This is a genomic window from Polyangium sorediatum, assembly GCF_029946465.1.
In the GTDB taxonomy this organism is placed as follows: Bacteria; Myxococcota_A; Polyangia; order Polyangiales; family Polyangiaceae; genus Polyangium; species Polyangium fumosum.
This window is the reverse complement of record NZ_JARZHI010000013.1, coordinates 67,341-82,331: the sequence shown is the minus strand read 5'-3', so window position 1 is coordinate 82,331 and position 14,991 is coordinate 67,341. Positions and strand designations below refer to the sequence as shown.

The following is a 14,991-nucleotide window of genomic DNA, read 5'->3' as shown; positions in this document are numbered from 1 at the left end:
TTCACATCCGTCGCCGCGCCGAACCCTGGCCGATGCCTGTTTTCAGGCTGTTTTCGTGCGGTTTTGAGGCCTTCGCCTCGACGGCTCGCCCCAGTTCCGGCCCGTTCGACGCCTGGTAGAGCGACTCTCCGCATCGAAATCGCGATTTCCCCCGAAGATTTCGCTTTTTTCGCGACGCACGCCGTGTATGGTTCACCCGAGCTGAGCGCGCGGCGAGGGGCCGCGCGCGACGCGGAGCTCGGAGGAATTTGCAATGGCGACCAAGAAGAGTGCTGGGGGCGGGGCGAAGAAGTCGTTGAGCAAGAGCGCTCTGATCCAGGCGATCACGGAGGCTGCTGGGGACGAGATCTCCCGCAAGCAGGTCAAGAGTGTGCTCGAGTCTCTGGTCACGGTCGGGCACCGTGAGCTGAAGAAGTCGGGCGTCTTCACGCTGCCGGGCTTTGCGAAGTTCCGGGTGGTGAAGCGGCCGGCGACGAAGGCCCGCCAGGGGATCAACCCCTTCACCAAGCAGCCGATGACCTTCCCGGCGAAGCCCGCCAGCAAGTCGGTGCGTGCGCGCCCGATCAAGGCGATCAAAGACGCCCTCGTCTGATAAACCGCTGCTCCCGTCGCGGCAGCAGCGCGCGACGAACGGCCCCGCGAGTTCGCGTGGGCCGTTCGTTTTTTGTGGTCCCAAAGCAAAAAGACGAGGCGCTTGGGGCTCCAACGATCTGCCGCAGCGCGGCGCAGCCCTCCGCTCGCGGAGAGCCGCGCCGCCGCGGGAGGCGTCACTTCTTCTTCTTGTAGATCTGGATGGCCACGGGGCCCGCGCCCGTCTTCGCCGTCGCGTTGACCTTCACCATCGCGGGCACCGGCCACGGCCACGCGTAGCAGCTCGTCTTCTGGCCGATCGACGCTGACGAACCCGCCTCCTGGTCCACCGCGAGCGTCGGGTTCGCGGCGAGGGCGCCGAGCTGCGGCGGCAGCGCCGTCGCCATGTCGAGCGTCAGCGCCAGGTTGAGCTCCGTCACGCCGCCCGCGCCCTGCCCGATCACCGTGTAGCAAAAGCCCGGCTCCAGCATCATCGTCGGCGTCGAGGCCGTCTGCCCCTCGGGCACCACCATGCAGAGCTGCCCACCTTCGGCCTTCATGCCGGGCGCCTCCACCTTCTCGCGCCCCTGCAGCATCGTCGTCAGCGCCAGCGACTGCACCGAGTCACACGCGGCCACCGTCGGCGGGGGCGGGGGCGGCGGGGGCGGCGGCGGGGGCGGCGGCGGCATGAAGCCGGCGTCCGGACCCGGCTGCGGCGGCGTCTCGGGCTCGCTCCCGCAGCCCGCCGACATCACCATCACCATCATCGACACGGCCGCCGCAGCGGCCCCCATGCACACCATCGAACGCGTCATCGGACCCTCCTCGAAGCTCGAGGGGCGCGCATGCGCGCCGCGCGAGACAGAGTCGCGCTCATACACCCGAACCCTAACCGGGGCCACATCGCGATGAGGCCGTTCGAAGCGCGACCGGCTGCGTCATCGGATGGGCACGCCGAGCTCCTCCATCTCTCGCTGGATGCAGATGCGGGCCACGATGAGCGCGCGGGCCCGGAGCGACTCGTCGAGGTGCGCGGCCGTGTTCGCATCGTCGAGCGCCTCGCGCAGCATGCCGCGTTCGAGGTTCGCGATGGCCCGGCACAGGTGGTACTCGGCGCGCTCCGCCGCGATCCCCATCCCCGCGCCTGGCTTCAGCTCTTCGTCCAGGAACCAGCGCGCGAACGTCCCGGGCGGAGTGTCCGCCCCCTTCGGTCCCCCGCTCCTCTGATCCATGAAGTAGTTTACCTCACCATGGCGAGGTGTGCAGGGCGCGGCGCGCGGCTCGTGAGGGCGCGTGGGGACGAAAAACGGCTTTCGACGATCCGGTGTTGCTTGACGCCCGTCCAATCCGTCGGGAAGGCACACGTAAGTTTCACGGGTTCCCCGCGTTGATTGATAGGGTAGGACCCAGATTCGCCCGACTCCCGAGGAGGTCGCCTTGATTCGATCCATCGTCATCTCGTCCGCGCTGCTCGTCGCGCTCGCGCTTGCGACCGGCTGCGAGAAGTCCGACGACACTCAGCCGGCCCAGACGGCCGCCAACCAGCAGCAAAACCCCTACCAGCAGTACCCGCAGGGGCAGTACCCGCAGGGGCAGTATCCGCAGGGGCAATACCCGCAAGGGCAGTACCCGCAGGGGCAGTACCCGCAGGGGCAGTACCCGCAGCAGCAGCCGTACCCGCAGCAGCAGCCCTATCCGCAGCAGCAGCCGTACCCGCAGCAGCAGCCGGCCCCGCAGCAGCCGGCGCCGCAGGGCACCACGGCGCAGCCGGGCGGCTTCCAGTTCCCCACGATCCCCGGCTTCCCCGCCCCGGGCGGCACGACGACGACGGGCGGCACCACGACGCAGACGAGCGGCGGGGCGCAGGCGCAGCGCATCGACCCGAACCTCGCGGGCGCGGCCACGCTGCCGCTCACGGCGTTCGCCCAGCAGTCGGCCCCGGGCATGCAGCGCGACGGCGCTGTGGCCGCGGGCAACTTCTCCGAGGGCAGCATCCTCGAGGAGCCGGTCAACCTGCAGCCGGGCAAGTGCTACACGGTGCTCGCCGTCGGCGCGGGGCCGAGCGAGGTCGACATCTCGCTCGTCGCGACGACGCCCGTGCCCGGCATGAACCCGGTCCTCGCGCAGGACAGCGGCAGCGGCCAGCAGGCCTCGCTCGGCGGCGGCGGCAATTGCTACAAGTGGCCGTGGCCGATGGCGGGGCAGGCCAAGTACGTCATCAAGGCGACGCGTGGATCGGGCGTCATCGCGGCGCAGCTCTACTCGAAGTGACGTGATGTTCGCCTCGGAATGAGGCGAACCCAAAGACGACGGGGGCGCAGCTCGACGAAGCGAGCCGTGCCCCCGCGGCTTTTTGTGTGGCGTTTCGTCAGGAGACGATGCCGGGCGCGGGGAAGCTCTGGCAGAGCTCCTTCACCTCGCCGGCGATCCGGGTGATACGCGCCTCGTCCTGCGGATGGTCGGCGACCTCGGCCATCCACCCGGCGATGAGCTCCATCTCCTTCGGGCCCATGCCGCGCGACGAGATCGACGGCGTGCCGATGCGGAGCCCCGAAGGATCCATGGGCTTGCGCGGATCGTTGGGGATCGAATTGTAGTTGCCCACGAGCCCCGCGCGATCGAGCGCCTTCGCGTACGGCTTTCCGCCGATGTTCTTCGGCGTCATGTCGACGAGCAGGAGGTGGTTGTCCGTGCCGCCGGTGATCAGCCGGAAGCCCTTCGCTTCGAGCGCCACGCCGAGGACACGCGCGTTCTCCACCACGCGCGCCGCGTACTGCTTGAACGACGGCTCCATTGCCTCGCGCGCGGCGACCGCGATTGCGGCCGTCGTGTGGTTGTGCGGGCCGCCCTGCAGGCCCGGGAACACCGCGCGATCGATCGCTGAGGCGTGCTCGGTCTTGCAGAGGATGGCCGCGCCGCGCGGGCCGCGGAACGTCTTGTGCGTCGTCATCGTCACGACGTCCGCGATCCCGATCGGCGACGGATGCGCCCCGCCGGCGACGAGGCCCGCGATGTGCGCGATGTCGGCCGCGAGGATCGCGCCCACCTCGTCCGCGATGGCGCGGAATGCGGGGAAGTCGAGCGTGCGCGGGTAGGCCGTCGTGCCGCACCAGATGAGCTTCGGCCGGTGCGTCCGGGCGAGCTCGCGCACCTGGTCCATATCGATGCGGTGATCGTCCGCGCGCACGCCGTAGGGCACGCTGTTGAAGAACTTGCCCGTGATGCTGACGTTCCAGCCGTGCGTCAGGTGCCCACCCGCGGGCAGGCCGAGGCCCATGATCGTCTCGCCGGGCTTCACGAACGCGAGGTACACGGCGAGGTTCGCGGGGCTACCCGAGTAGGGCTGCACGTTGACGTGATCGGCCCCGAAGACCTGCTTCATGCGGTTCCGGGCCAGCTCCTCGACCTGATCGATCTGCTGCTGGCCCTCGTAGTACCGCTTCTGCGGGTAGCCCTCCGAGTACTTGTTCGTCAGGACCGACCCCGTCGCTTCGAGGACCGCGCGCGAGACGTAGTTCTCGCTCGCGATGAGCCGGATCGTGTCGGCCTCCGCGCGCTCCTCGCGGCGGATGAGTTCGGCGATCTCCGGATCGACCTCGGAGAGCGGGCGGTGGCCCTCGGGCTTCGTCGTCGCGGCGGTCATCCGACTTCGAACTCCCCGCGGCTCAGCAGATCTGCGACGCGCCAGAGGAACGAGTTTGCCAGCACGCCGTCGACGATCCGGTGATCGTACGAGAGCGCCATATACATCACCGGGTGGATGGCGATGACGTCCTCGCCGTCGCGCGTCACCACCACGGGCCGCTTCTTGATCTCGCCCATGCGCAGGATGCCCACGTTCGGCTGCGAGATGATCGCGCCGCCGAAGAGGTTGCCCTTGAGGCCGGGGTTCGAGACCGTGAACGTCGTGCCAGCGAGGTCGTCCGCGGTGGTCTTGCCCGCCCGCGCGCGCGTCGCGAGCTCGTCGATCTGCGCCGCGACGCCGCGGAGCGAGAGTTGATCGGCGTGCTTGATGCTCGGCACGAGGAGACCACCAGGCGTCTCGACCGCGACGCCCAGGTTGATCTCCTTGAGCACGACGAAGGAGTTGTCGAGCACGCGCGCGTTGAGGTGCGGGTGCTCGCGCAGCGCGCGGACCGTCGCCGCGCAGATGAAGGCGAGGAACGTGAGCGGCACGCCCTCCTTCTTGAAGCGATCCTTGTGCTGGTCGCGCAGCTTCGTGGTCGCCTGCAGATCGACCTCGGCCACCGTGACCACGTGCGGCGACGTGATCTTCGAGTACGCCATGTGGTCGGCCGTGATGCGACGGCGGCGCGAGAACGGGATGACCTCGTCACCCGGGCGCGGCGTGTACGGCGGCACCTTGTACGCGCCATACCCGACGCCCGGGATCGGCGGGACGAACCCACCACCCGACTGCACGAGCTGCGCGAGCTCCGGGGCGGCCGTGATCGGCTGGGCGGGCACGTACGCGGCGGGCGGCGGAGGCACGGCGAACGCGGCGGGCGCGGGCGCGGCGTGGGCCACGCGGCGCACGTCGTCGTGCGTGATGCGCCCGTGCTCGCCCGTGCCTTGCACCTGGCTCAGGTCGACGCCTTCTTCCCGCGCGAGCTTGCGCGTCGAGGGCGAGCCGAGCGGCTGCGCCGTGGACTCGGCCTTCGTCTCTTTGGGCGCCTGCGGCTCGGCGGGCGCGGGGGGGATGGCGGGGCGCACCACGTCTGCGCCGGCCGTCGCCGTCTCATCGAGGCGGCAGAGCAGCCCACCCTTCGGGACCACCGCCCCTACGGCCGCCACGATGCTCTCGACCCGCCCCGTGGAAGGAGCGGGGACCTCGGTGTCGGCCTTGTCCGTCGCGACTTCCAGGAGCGGCTGCTCCCGCGCCACGAAGTCGCCTTCACGCACGAGCCACTTGGTCACCGTCCCCTCGGCCACGCTTTCACCGAGCTGGGGCATGACTACGTCGATCATGGAGTTCGCTCCTGGAAATCCCCGCGCTTTCGGGTCTGGCTCGCGGGGGGGCCGCTCGTATACGCCTTGCGCCTGGCGAGGGCAACGTGAGCGCACGCGCAGAGCGACGATCTTGGGCTTCTGCCGGTGTCAGAGCGCCGTGCCCGAGGACGCCTTCGCGAGCGCGCGGTCGACGGCGCGGGTGCTGAAGCCCACGAGGATCTGCCCGCGGATGTCGATGACGGGGATGCTGCCGCCGCGCTGGCCCGACTTTTCGAGCTTGTCGCTCATCTCCCGGGCGGCCTCCGGGCTCGCCTCCACGTCCTTCTTCACGACGCGCACTCCCTTGGAGCGCAAATAATCTTCCGCCTGGTGGCAGGGTTTGCACCAGTCCGCGCCGTAGACGATCACCGTCAGATCCGAGGCCACGACGGGCGGCTCGTTCGTCGGCTTCGCCCCTTGCGTCGCGCTCGGCGCGCCTGTCGGCGAGGGCGGCGGGGGAGGGGCGATCTTCGCGAGGTACGCGCTCCGCCGCTTCTCCACCTCGGACTCCCACGCGCGCCGTGTCATCGTCCGCGCCGCGTACGTCCCGTCGTCGCGCTTCTTCGTCAGATCGACGACGTAAAATAGGTGCTTCGTCCCGTCCTCGCGATCACTCACGACGACACGCACGAGCGATCGACCCTCCGCCGGCACGTCCGCGGGCTTGAGCTCGACGTGCATGTCGCCCTTCTCGTCGATCCACGTGAGCAGGAGGTTCGGCGTGTCCTCGCCGATCGCGAGCGCCGGCAGCTCCTCCGTCGTCGCGAGCGGCGTCGTGCCGTCGTCTTCTTTTTTGCTCGAACACGCGGCCGCGTTTTGCAAGGTGAAGAGCGCGATGATTGCGAAGAGCGCCGCGCGTTTCACGCCGTCCTCCCCACGTCTTCAGCCGCGAGCTCCTCGCCGAGCGTCATCCACTCCGTCATCGCTGTGTCCATGCGCCGCGCCAGCGCTTGCTCCTCGGACACCATTTTCGCGAGTTTTTCCCAGTCCCCGCCCGGGTCCTGCTTCAGGCCCTCGCGCATCTGTCCGAGCTCGGCCTCGCCCTTCGCGATCTCCTCTTCGAGCTCCTTCACGCGCTTGCGCTTGCGCTCGATCGCACGCGACGCGGCCTTCTCCGCCTCGAACGCGCGTTTCTTGTCGAGCGGCGACTCCGGCCCCTTCGCCTGCGTCACGACCGTCGACGCGCTCCGCTTCACCGCGCGTTTCGCGCGCCCGTCGTCCTGGGCGCGCGCGTCCTCGTCGGCGCCGTCGTCCTCCTCGGGCAGGGTGCTCGGCCGGGACAAACTCGCCTGGAAGTCACGGTATCCGCCGGGGAAGAGCTCGATCTTGCCGCCGTGGAACGCGCAGATCCGCGTGGTCACCGCGTCGAGGAACCGGCGATCGTGCGACACGAGCACGACCGATCCTTCGAAGCTCGCGAGCGCCTCCTCCAGGATCTCCGCCGCCGGGATGTCGAGGTGGTTCGTCGGCTCGTCGAGGAACAGCAGATTGCGTGGTTCGAGCAGGAGCTTCGCCAGCGCGAGCCGGCTCCGCTCTCCCCCGGAAAAACCTTCCACCTTGCGCAGCGTGTCGTCGCCGTAGAAGCGGAACCGCGCGAGGTACTGCCGCGCTGCGTCCACGTTCATGTCGCCCCGCACGCTGCGGATCTCCTCGACCGCCGTCTTGTTCGGATCGAGCGAGCCGAGGTGCTGATCGAAATACCCCTCGCAGAGGTTCGTGCCGCGCTTGACCTCGCCTTGGTCCTCCTCGGCCCCGCGCCCCGCGAGGATCTTCAGCAGGGTCGACTTGCCACACCCGTTCGGGCCGAGGATGCCGATCCGCTCCCCGCGACGCAGGAGCAGTTCAAACCCCGAAAAGAGCTGCCGCCCGCCGCGCTCCGCCGCGAGCCCCCGCGCGTCGAGCACGATGTCTCCGCTGCGCGGCGCCTGCACGAAGCGGAAGGCCACCTTCTCCGCCCGCGCCCACACGTCCTCCGGCCGGTCGACGGTCTCCAGCTTGTCGAGCATCTTCCGCCGGCTCTGCGCCTGCTTCGTCTTTTGCCCCGCAATGTTCCGCCGAATGAACTCCTCGGTCTTCGCGACGAACGCCTCTTGCCGCTCGGCGAGCTCGCGCTCCCGCTCGAGATCCTCCTCGCGCGCCTCCGCGTACTGCGAGTACGCGAGCGGATACACGCGAAAGCTCCGCCGCCCGAGCTCCATCGTGATCGGGCAGAGCGCGTCGAGGAACGCGCGATCGTGCGAGACCACGAGCATCGCGCTCGGCAGGGCCGCGAGGTGCCGCTCGAGCCACGCGATCGTCTCGATGTCGAGGTGGTTCGTCGGCTCGTCGAGCAAGATCAGGTCCGGCGTGTTCGCGAGCGCCACGCCGAGGTGCAGCCGCCCGCGCTCCCCGCCCGACAGGCTCCCGAGCGCGCGGCCCATGTCCTCGTGCGAGAAGCCGAGGTGCGCGGCGAGCATCTCCACCCGCCGCTCCAGCGCATCCCCGCCCGCCAGGTGGTACTTGTCCGTCGCGTTCGCCAGCCGATCGAGCGCTTGTTTCGTCCCGCTCGCGGCCGCGTGCGAGGCCTCGTCGAGCTCCTTCCGCAACGAAAGAAGCTCGTCGAACCCCGACAGGAAGGCTTCGAGCACCGTGCCGACCTTCGGCAGCTCGTGGGATTGCCGGACGTACGCGACCCGCGTCCCTCGCTTGATCACGACCGAGCCCGCGTCCGGGACGAGCTCCCGCGCGATCAGCCGCATCAGCGTGGACTTTCCCGCGCCGTTCGGCGCCACGAGCGCGGCCCGCTCCCCCGGGGCGAGTGAGAACGTCACCCCTTGAAAGAGCTGATTTGCGCCGTACCCGAAGCCGAGGCCGGAGACCTGAAGGACGGTCATGGCCGGCAGTCTTAGCATGTAAGACAGGAGTCACCCGACATCCGGCCCCGGGGGACGCCGGAACCTCGCGCCATCCGTCCCGAACCTGGATAGGATGTGCCCCGATGACGAACGCCACGGACCTCGAACCCACCGCCCTCGCCTGGACCGAGGAGCTCGCGCGCGCGCTTCAAACGCGTACGGCGTGGAGCCAGCTTGGCACGGTGGAGATCGTCGAGCACTCGGGCGCGGCCACGCTGGGAGGCGTGATCGATCGTCGCCTCATCCGGCTCGAACAGGGCAAGCCCGTCCTGGAGACGCTCGAAAAGTGGCGCGGCACGGCCGACGGTCGCATCGTCGACAGGCTCGTCGTCCAGGCGAACACGATGCTCCTTCGGCGCTTGCCGCCGGCGCGCGTGGTCGAGCCCTTTGGCCCCGCGTGGCTGGCCGAGTTCGAGTCCAAGGGCCCGATCGTCGTCCTCGGCACGGCCGCCGATCTCGTGCACGCCGTGCGTACGTTCCGCGATACGCCGCTCGGCGGCCGCATCCGCCCGTCGGCGGCGGATTGCAGGCCCGGCTCCCTCGTGGCGGTGGCCGGCGAGGGGCTCACGGCGACGATGGTGTGCATGGTTTCTTTGTCGATGACGCCGCAGGGCATTCACGTCGTCAGCGTCGTCGACAACAAATCGCGAACGAACGCAAAGCTCTCGCGCGCCGACGCCACGCTCGTCACCCCGCGCACCGTCTGACCCGCCAAAAACGTGCTTGTACCGGCACGGGCACGATTCTCACGTTCCCGCGCACTGCATCGGTTTTACCAACCAGATTGGTGGTGAATGCCGTGAAGTTGTGCGTTGTCATTGAAAAGAATGGGAGCCCATGCAATTGACGGTATCCATTCAAACCGTTGACGGGCGAATTTCTGTGAAAAGAATGGGAGCCCATGCAATCGGCGGTATCCGTTCAAACCGTTGACGGCGTATTTCTCGGGTGAGAGACGTGAAACGCCTCGCTACGCGACCCCAAACGGGATAGATTCGAGCCTATTCATTCGTCCCAGCCGATAATGCGGCGGGACGAGTCGCGTGACGCATCGCAGCGAGCGAGGGTACCGACGTTGCGGCGTCAAACCCTGGCCGATCGAGGAGAAGTGTATGTCCGGAGAGGCGAAGCAAGAAACCAACCATGTGGGCGGCTGGGATTCCATGCCGCCTTCGTCGCGCGCGCCGGCCTTCGTGACGACGCCGGTGGGGGCGAACGATCCTGATCGGAAGGGCGCCGAGGCGGCGCTGCTCAACCTCAAGCAAGCCCAGGCCGAGCACCCGTTCTGGCGGAACCGCTTCTTCAAGGCGTGCACCGCCGGCCAACTGTCGAGGGCCGATTTTCAGTTCTTTTTCGGCCAGTACTACCTCTACAACCGGAACTTCACGCGATACCTCGCCGCGCTGATGGCGAACTCGGACAACGATTACCATCGCGCGCGGCTGTCGGAGAACCTGTGGGAGGAGGGCGGCGGCCTCGAGACGGACAAACGCCACGCCGAGATCTTCCGCAAGTTCCTGCGTGAAGCGCTCGAAATCGACATCGAAAAGACGGACTATCTCGACGCCACGCGCTTCTTCGTGCGCGAATTCCTCGATTTTTGCCTCCGCTCCCACCCCGCCGCGGGCTCGGCCTTCCTGTCGCTCGGCACCGAGGGCATCGTCTCGCGGATGTATACGATCATGGTCGAGGGCATGCTCAAGGCCTCGATCCCCGAGGAGTTCCTGAGCTTCTTCCGCATTCACATCGGTTGCGACGACGAGCACGCGCAGACGCTGGAGGACATGATGGTGTCCTACATGCACACGCCCGACTGGTACAACACGTGCCTGTCGTCGATGAATTACGCGCTGAGCCTGCGCCACCGCTTCTTCGAGAGCCTCTACGACGCCATCCAGGGGCGCAAGCTCCAGGGCGTGATGAGCCGCATCCAGGCGCGCCGCTCCCTCGCCCCCCAGTACCCCGATCCCAGCCTGATCCGCTTCGCCTCGGGCCAGCACGGCGCCCCGCTCTACGAAAACGAGACCGAGCGCCAGAACGTCAAGGCCACGGTCGAGCGAATGCCCTTCAAGTCGGAGATCATCGACACCCGAATCGTGCGCATCGCGCCCGGCAAGCTCAACGAGCGGCACAAGCACGCCCACGAGATGATCCTCCACATCGCGGAGGGCGCCGGCCGCGTCCAGGTGAACGAGTCGACCGTCGACGTGAAGGCCGGGGACACGGTCTTCGTGCCCCGCTGGTCCCTCCACCAGACGCAGAACACGGGCGACGGCGAGCTCGTGATGCTGGCCTTCACGGATTACGGCCTCACGCGCCGCGCCTACCAGAACGAGCCGCCGGCCCGCCCGGCCCCGCGCAAGGAAGAAGGCGCGGTCGCGCAGGCCGTCGCCGACGCCGAGGAGTAAACCGCGGCGCGCGCCCCGTCCCCCCGGGCGCAAAAAACGAGAATGGCCCGGCGCAGGCAGCCGGGCCATTCTTCATTTGGGGCCCAATGGTTTGAGCCCGAACGGATCTCTCAGAATCGCTTGGAGGGATCCTGGTCGAGCTTCTTCAGGTTGAGCTCGATGCGGCGGTTGCCCGGGTCGAGCTCCAGCGCCTGCTGCCAGAACTTGCGCGCGTCCTCGCGCTGGCCGTTTCGCAGCGCCGTGAAGCCCTGATCCATGAGCGAAGCGACCTCGCGCTCCTTGAGGCGCGCCGCAATCTCCTCGGGCGTCTCCTCGGGCGGCGGCGGCGGAGGCGGGGGCGGCGGCGGGGGCGGCGGCGGCAACGGCAGCGGCGTGAGGTCGCGCGGCACCGGCGGCGCGTTGAGCGCGTCGAGGCGCATGCGCGCGTTCGTCGGGATCTGCGCCTTCTGCTGGAAGCCGGGGTCCGGCCCGAAGTCCCAGTCGTCCTTGCTGCCCTGCTGCTGCGTGATGCGGCCGGGCCGCACCGAAGGCCGCGGCGCCTCGTCGTCGGACGGGCCGAAACGCGCCTTCTCGTCGAGCTTGCGCACGCCCTCCATCAGGATGTGCTGGTAGTCGCCATTGATCGTGCGCTCGAAGTCCGGCGGGAACGGCGCCATGTTGAAGACGCCGTCCTCGACCGCGATCATCTCATGCACCGCGTCCTCACCGACCAGGTTGTTCCAGATGGCGTGCACGATGTCGCCGTTCTGGATGAGGATCACGCCCGAGAGTTGCCCGCGCGCGATGCGCAGCGCCGTCGTCTTGCGGCCGAGGCAGAGCATCTGGATGACGTCGACTGCGGACAGCTCGGAGAGGCTCCCGCCCAGGCCATCGGGCTTATCCATGGCCTGCAGGAGCGCCGCGCGCAGCTCGTGCAGGTCGAAGGGCTTGCGCAGCAGCTTGAGGCAACCGACGGCGTGCGCCTTGTCGCGGATCGTCGCGATGTCGAACGCGGTCATCACGATGGCCCGCGTGTCCGGCGTCTCTACCGCGGCCCAGCAGACGAGGTCCATGCCGCTCATGCCGGGCAGGTGGACGTCGGTCACCAGGATGTCGATCGGCGTCTCGCGCAGGATTTGGCGGCCCACCTCGGCGTTCTTCGCCAAGAGGACGTCGTACCGATGGTTGTCCTGATAAAGAAACCGATGGAGGGCGAGGACGATCCCGTCCTCGTCGTCGACGATCAGCACTCTGTGGCGTCGTTGAGCCATGGCTGTTCTACCTGCCGGTCATGATGGGCAACGTGATCGTGACGCACGTTCCCGAGACGTTTCCGCTCCGTCGACCGATCGCGATCGAGCCACCGTGGTCGGTCACGATTCGATAGCATATCGAGAGCCCGAGCCCCGTGCCCGTGGGTTTGGTCGTGAAGAACGAGTCGAAGACTTTGTCGACGATCTCCTCAGGGATCCCGCTACCCGTGTCCTCCACGTGCAGGACCATCCGGTCGTCCTCGATGCCCGCGTGGACCCTCAGCTCTCCGCCCTCCGGCATCGCGTCGGCCGCGTTGATGAAGAGGTTCAAGAGGACCTGCTGGAGCTGGTCCTGATCGATCCAGAGCGGGCGAAGCAGGCCGTACCGGGTGCTGAAGTGGATGTTGTTGAGCCGCCCTTCGGCCGCACCGCGCGCGCGGTTCAGGATGGTCGGGAGATCGGCCTTGGTGCGCCGCGGCGGCCTGTGGCGCACGAACCCGAGGAGCTGGCCGAGCATGTTGTTCAGCCGGTCGATCTCGCGGTTCACCGCGTGCAGCGAGTCGCCAAGCCCGGCCTCGGCGGCCTCGTGCTCGATCGACTGGATCGTCGCTTTGATCGCGGCGAGCGGGTTTCCGATCTCGTGCGCGACCATCGCGCACGCCTTGCCGACCTCGGAGAGCCGCTCGAGCTGCCTGCGCTCGGCCTGGAAGCGCTCGGTCTCCGTGACGTCGTGCATGGAGATGATCGTGCCGAGCCGGTTCGAACGGAAGAGGCGATAGCCGACGATGGTCTTGTTGCCCGCTTCGTCGAAGGCCTCGACCGTGAGCTCTTTCATGCGTGGCGGGCCGTCGCGCCCGCGCTCGCTTTCCACGTGCTCGAAGATCTTGTTGATGAGCGGGGCACCCCCCGCGCGCCGCGTGATCAGGTCGTCGGCGACGCGGTTCGTCACGACGACCTCGCCCCCTTCGTCCACGATCACGACACCCACCCCGATCTCGTCGAGCAGGGTGGTTCCCGATGAAAACGGTACGTTGGGACGGTTCTTCCTCATGATTTGGAGCGGGGCGGCGCAGCGTAGGCGCAGCGATCGTCCATGCTACGCCGCTCGCGCCACCCCTGGGGCCTCAACGTCAACCGTAGCCAAAGAGCTTGGTGACCGTCTTCACGACCTTCTCCTCGGCCGGATCCGGCGCCTCGTCGCGGAAGCCGAGCACGCTGAGCGCCAGCGTCTCGTCCGACCACCGCAGCCATCGCGTTCGCATGACCACGTTGTTCACGTCGAGGATGTGGATCACATGAGGCTCGGCGATCGGCAGGAGGTTCCTCACCCGATCACTCACCTCGGACACGACCGAAGCCGCAGCCGCGAGCTCGTTCTGGTACCGGACCTCGCCGGCCGCCGCGATCACGAGACCACGCGTATCCGCCAGCACGACCGCGCGCCCGCCCGTGTCCTCGCGGAGCAGCGAGCTCATGCCTTCTTCGAGCAGCGTTTCCAGGCGTTTGTCCGTGTTGCGGAAGCTGATCGGACCCGTGCTGATCGGCGCCTGGCTCGGCGGAGCCTTCTCCATCGAGCGCGCCGCCGTCATGGCGAAGGCCTGCGCCTCGAGGTCGATGATGCGGCGCCGCAGGTTCTTCGCTTCGATTGCGATCGCCTCGAGCTCCTCGACCCGCCTGCGCAGATCGCTGTTCTCGTTGGCGTAGTAATCGAGCTCCGCGGCCTTCTGCTCCAGCGTGCGCACCCGGAGCGAGAGCTCGTTGTTCTTCTTGTTGAGCGCCTCGGCTTCCTTGCGCAGCTTGTCGGCCTCGGCCGCGCTCGCGCCGCCGCCGCTCGCCGCGGCGGGCGCGCTGGTAGCGGCAGCCTTGAGCTTCGCCTCGAGGTCCTGCACCTTCGCGCGCGCGGAGCCGAGCTCCATGCCGAGCTTCGCCGCCTCGTTCGCGGCTTGCTGCAGCGTGCCGATCTGCGCCTGGAGCTGCTGCACCTTGGTCTTCTCGGCCGCGAGATCCTGACCGACCTTGCCTGCGTCGCCCGTGGACTTCTGCGCCGCCGCGAGCTTCTGCTCGAGGTCGCGCACCTTGGTCTTCTCGGCCTGGATGTCCTGCGCGAGCTTGCTCGTGCCTTCGGCCGTCTTCTGCAGCGCGGCGACCTGCGTCTGGAGCTGCTGCACCTTGGCCTTCTCGGTCGCGAGCTCTGCGGAGAGCTTGTCCGAGCCGCCTTGCCGCGTCTTGAGCTGCGCGTTCTCCGCCGTGAGCTGCTCGGCCCGCTGCGCCGACGCGCGGAGCTGGTCCGCTTGCGTTCGCGCCTCGCGGAGCTGCGCCTGCGCGGCTTGCACCTGCGCGTTCGATTCGGCGAGGCGACGCTCGAGATCTTGCCGCGCGCCGTCGTCCCCGCGCCCCGCTTGCGCCTGGGCCGTCGCGGCTTGCAGGCGTTGCTCGAGGTCGTGGGCGCGTGCGCGCTCGGCTTGCAAGGCCTGGGCAGCTTGATCGGCCGCGGCCACGCGTTGCCGGAGCTCGGCGTTCTCCTGCCGGAGCTGGGCCTCCGCGGGCGAAGGACCGCTTGCAGCGGCCCGCGCGCGGTTGACCTCCGCCTGGAGCTGGTTCACCTGCTCGCGGAGCTTTTGCGCTTCACCCTGGGCCTTCTGCGCTGCCTCGGCGCGCGCGCGCTCCGCGGAGTCGGAGGCCGAGCGCGAGAGGTCCGCGTTCTGCTGCTGCAGGGCCGAGACCTGGGCCTCGGCTTGCTGCCGTGCCTCTTTTTCGGCCTGGACGAGGCTCGGATCCGCGGCGGCGCCGTTCTTCGAAGGGAACGCCCTGCTCACGAGCAGACCGGCCCCGAAAAACAGGCCGGCTCCTGCCGCGGAAGAAAGCCATATCGATTGGATCAGGTCCATTCCTTCCTCA

At 68.4% G+C, this 14,991-nt stretch carries 13 protein-coding genes; 4 read left to right on the top strand and 9 right to left on the bottom strand.

The features are described 5' to 3' along the window. Positions 1 to 253: 253 nt before the first annotated feature. A complete protein-coding gene (locus QHF89_RS17285; RefSeq protein WP_136929855.1) occupies positions 254 to 592 on the top strand; it encodes an HU family DNA-binding protein in 339 nt (112 codons plus the stop codon). A 175-nt stretch (positions 593 to 767) separates the two neighbouring features. Here the strand turns inward: QHF89_RS17285 and QHF89_RS17280 are convergent, their stop codons facing one another. Together QHF89_RS17280 and QHF89_RS17275 are read right to left on the bottom strand one after the other, a co-directional pair. After that, on the bottom strand, positions 768 to 1,385 hold the full coding sequence (locus QHF89_RS17280) for a hypothetical protein (protein WP_284720603.1): 618 nt from the start codon (positions 1,383 to 1,385) through the stop codon (positions 768 to 770). A gap of 123 nt (positions 1,386 to 1,508) precedes the next feature. After that, positions 1,509 to 1,802 (bottom strand): hypothetical protein, encoded by a 294-nt coding sequence (locus QHF89_RS17275; protein ID WP_136929856.1) that lies wholly within the window; start codon positions 1,800 to 1,802, stop codon positions 1,509 to 1,511. 205 nt (positions 1,803 to 2,007) lie between these two features. On the opposite strand from QHF89_RS17275, the gene QHF89_RS17270 reads away from it, so the two are divergent. Then, positions 2,008 to 2,841, top strand: a complete 834-nt coding sequence (locus QHF89_RS17270; RefSeq protein WP_136969315.1) for a hypothetical protein — start codon at positions 2,008 to 2,010, stop codon at positions 2,839 to 2,841. A gap of 97 nt (positions 2,842 to 2,938) precedes the next feature. Here QHF89_RS17270 and QHF89_RS17265 read toward each other — a convergent pair whose 3' ends face one another. From QHF89_RS17265 to QHF89_RS17250, 4 genes are all read right to left on the bottom strand, one after another. Beyond that, the gene (locus QHF89_RS17265) at positions 2,939 to 4,213 is read right to left on the bottom strand and encodes a serine hydroxymethyltransferase (protein ID WP_136969316.1); all 1,275 of its coding nucleotides are present in this window, start codon (positions 4,211 to 4,213) and stop codon (positions 2,939 to 2,941) included. Beyond that, positions 4,210 to 5,538, bottom strand: coding sequence for a dihydrolipoamide acetyltransferase family protein (locus QHF89_RS17260; RefSeq protein ID WP_136969317.1), 1,329 nt, complete (start codon positions 5,536 to 5,538; stop codon positions 4,210 to 4,212). The genes QHF89_RS17265 and QHF89_RS17260 overlap by 4 nt, the downstream gene beginning before the upstream one ends. 129 nt (positions 5,539 to 5,667) lie before the next feature. Then, positions 5,668 to 6,423, bottom strand: coding sequence for a glutaredoxin domain-containing protein (locus QHF89_RS17255; RefSeq protein WP_284720602.1), 756 nt, complete (start codon positions 6,421 to 6,423; stop codon positions 5,668 to 5,670). Next, positions 6,420 to 8,432, bottom strand: coding sequence for an ABC-F family ATP-binding cassette domain-containing protein (locus QHF89_RS17250; protein ID WP_136969318.1), 2,013 nt, complete (start codon positions 8,430 to 8,432; stop codon positions 6,420 to 6,422). The genes QHF89_RS17255 and QHF89_RS17250 overlap by 4 nt, the downstream gene beginning before the upstream one ends. Positions 8,433 to 8,536: 104 nt before the next feature. Between QHF89_RS17250 and QHF89_RS17245 the strand changes: the two genes are divergently transcribed. Further along, a complete protein-coding gene (locus QHF89_RS17245; protein WP_136929861.1) occupies positions 8,537 to 9,160 on the top strand; it encodes a hypothetical protein in 624 nt (207 codons plus the stop codon). A 405-nt stretch (positions 9,161 to 9,565) separates the two neighbouring features. Next, positions 9,566 to 10,861, top strand: coding sequence for an iron-containing redox enzyme family protein (locus tag QHF89_RS17240; protein ID WP_136969319.1), 1,296 nt, complete (start codon positions 9,566 to 9,568; stop codon positions 10,859 to 10,861). Positions 10,862 to 10,971: 110 nt separating this feature from the next. Here QHF89_RS17240 and QHF89_RS17235 read toward each other — a convergent pair whose 3' ends face one another. The 3 genes from QHF89_RS17235 to QHF89_RS17225 all read right to left on the bottom strand — a co-directional run bounded on the left by QHF89_RS17235 (position 10,972) and on the right by QHF89_RS17225 (position 14,981). After that, positions 10,972 to 12,111 carry a DUF4388 domain-containing protein gene (locus QHF89_RS17235; RefSeq protein ID WP_136969320.1) on the bottom strand — a complete coding sequence of 380 codons (1,140 nt, stop codon included), beginning with the start codon at positions 12,109 to 12,111 and terminating at the stop codon, positions 10,972 to 10,974. Between the two features lie 7 nt (positions 12,112 to 12,118). Beyond that, the gene (locus QHF89_RS17230; RefSeq protein ID WP_136929864.1) at positions 12,119 to 13,144 is read right to left on the bottom strand and encodes a two-component system sensor histidine kinase NtrB; all 1,026 of its coding nucleotides are present in this window, start codon (positions 13,142 to 13,144) and stop codon (positions 12,119 to 12,121) included. Positions 13,145 to 13,223: 79 nt separating this feature from the next. Then, a complete protein-coding gene (locus QHF89_RS17225) occupies positions 13,224 to 14,981 on the bottom strand; it encodes a coiled-coil domain-containing protein (RefSeq protein ID WP_284720601.1) in 1,758 nt (585 codons plus the stop codon). Positions 14,982 to 14,991 lie beyond the last annotated feature (10 nt).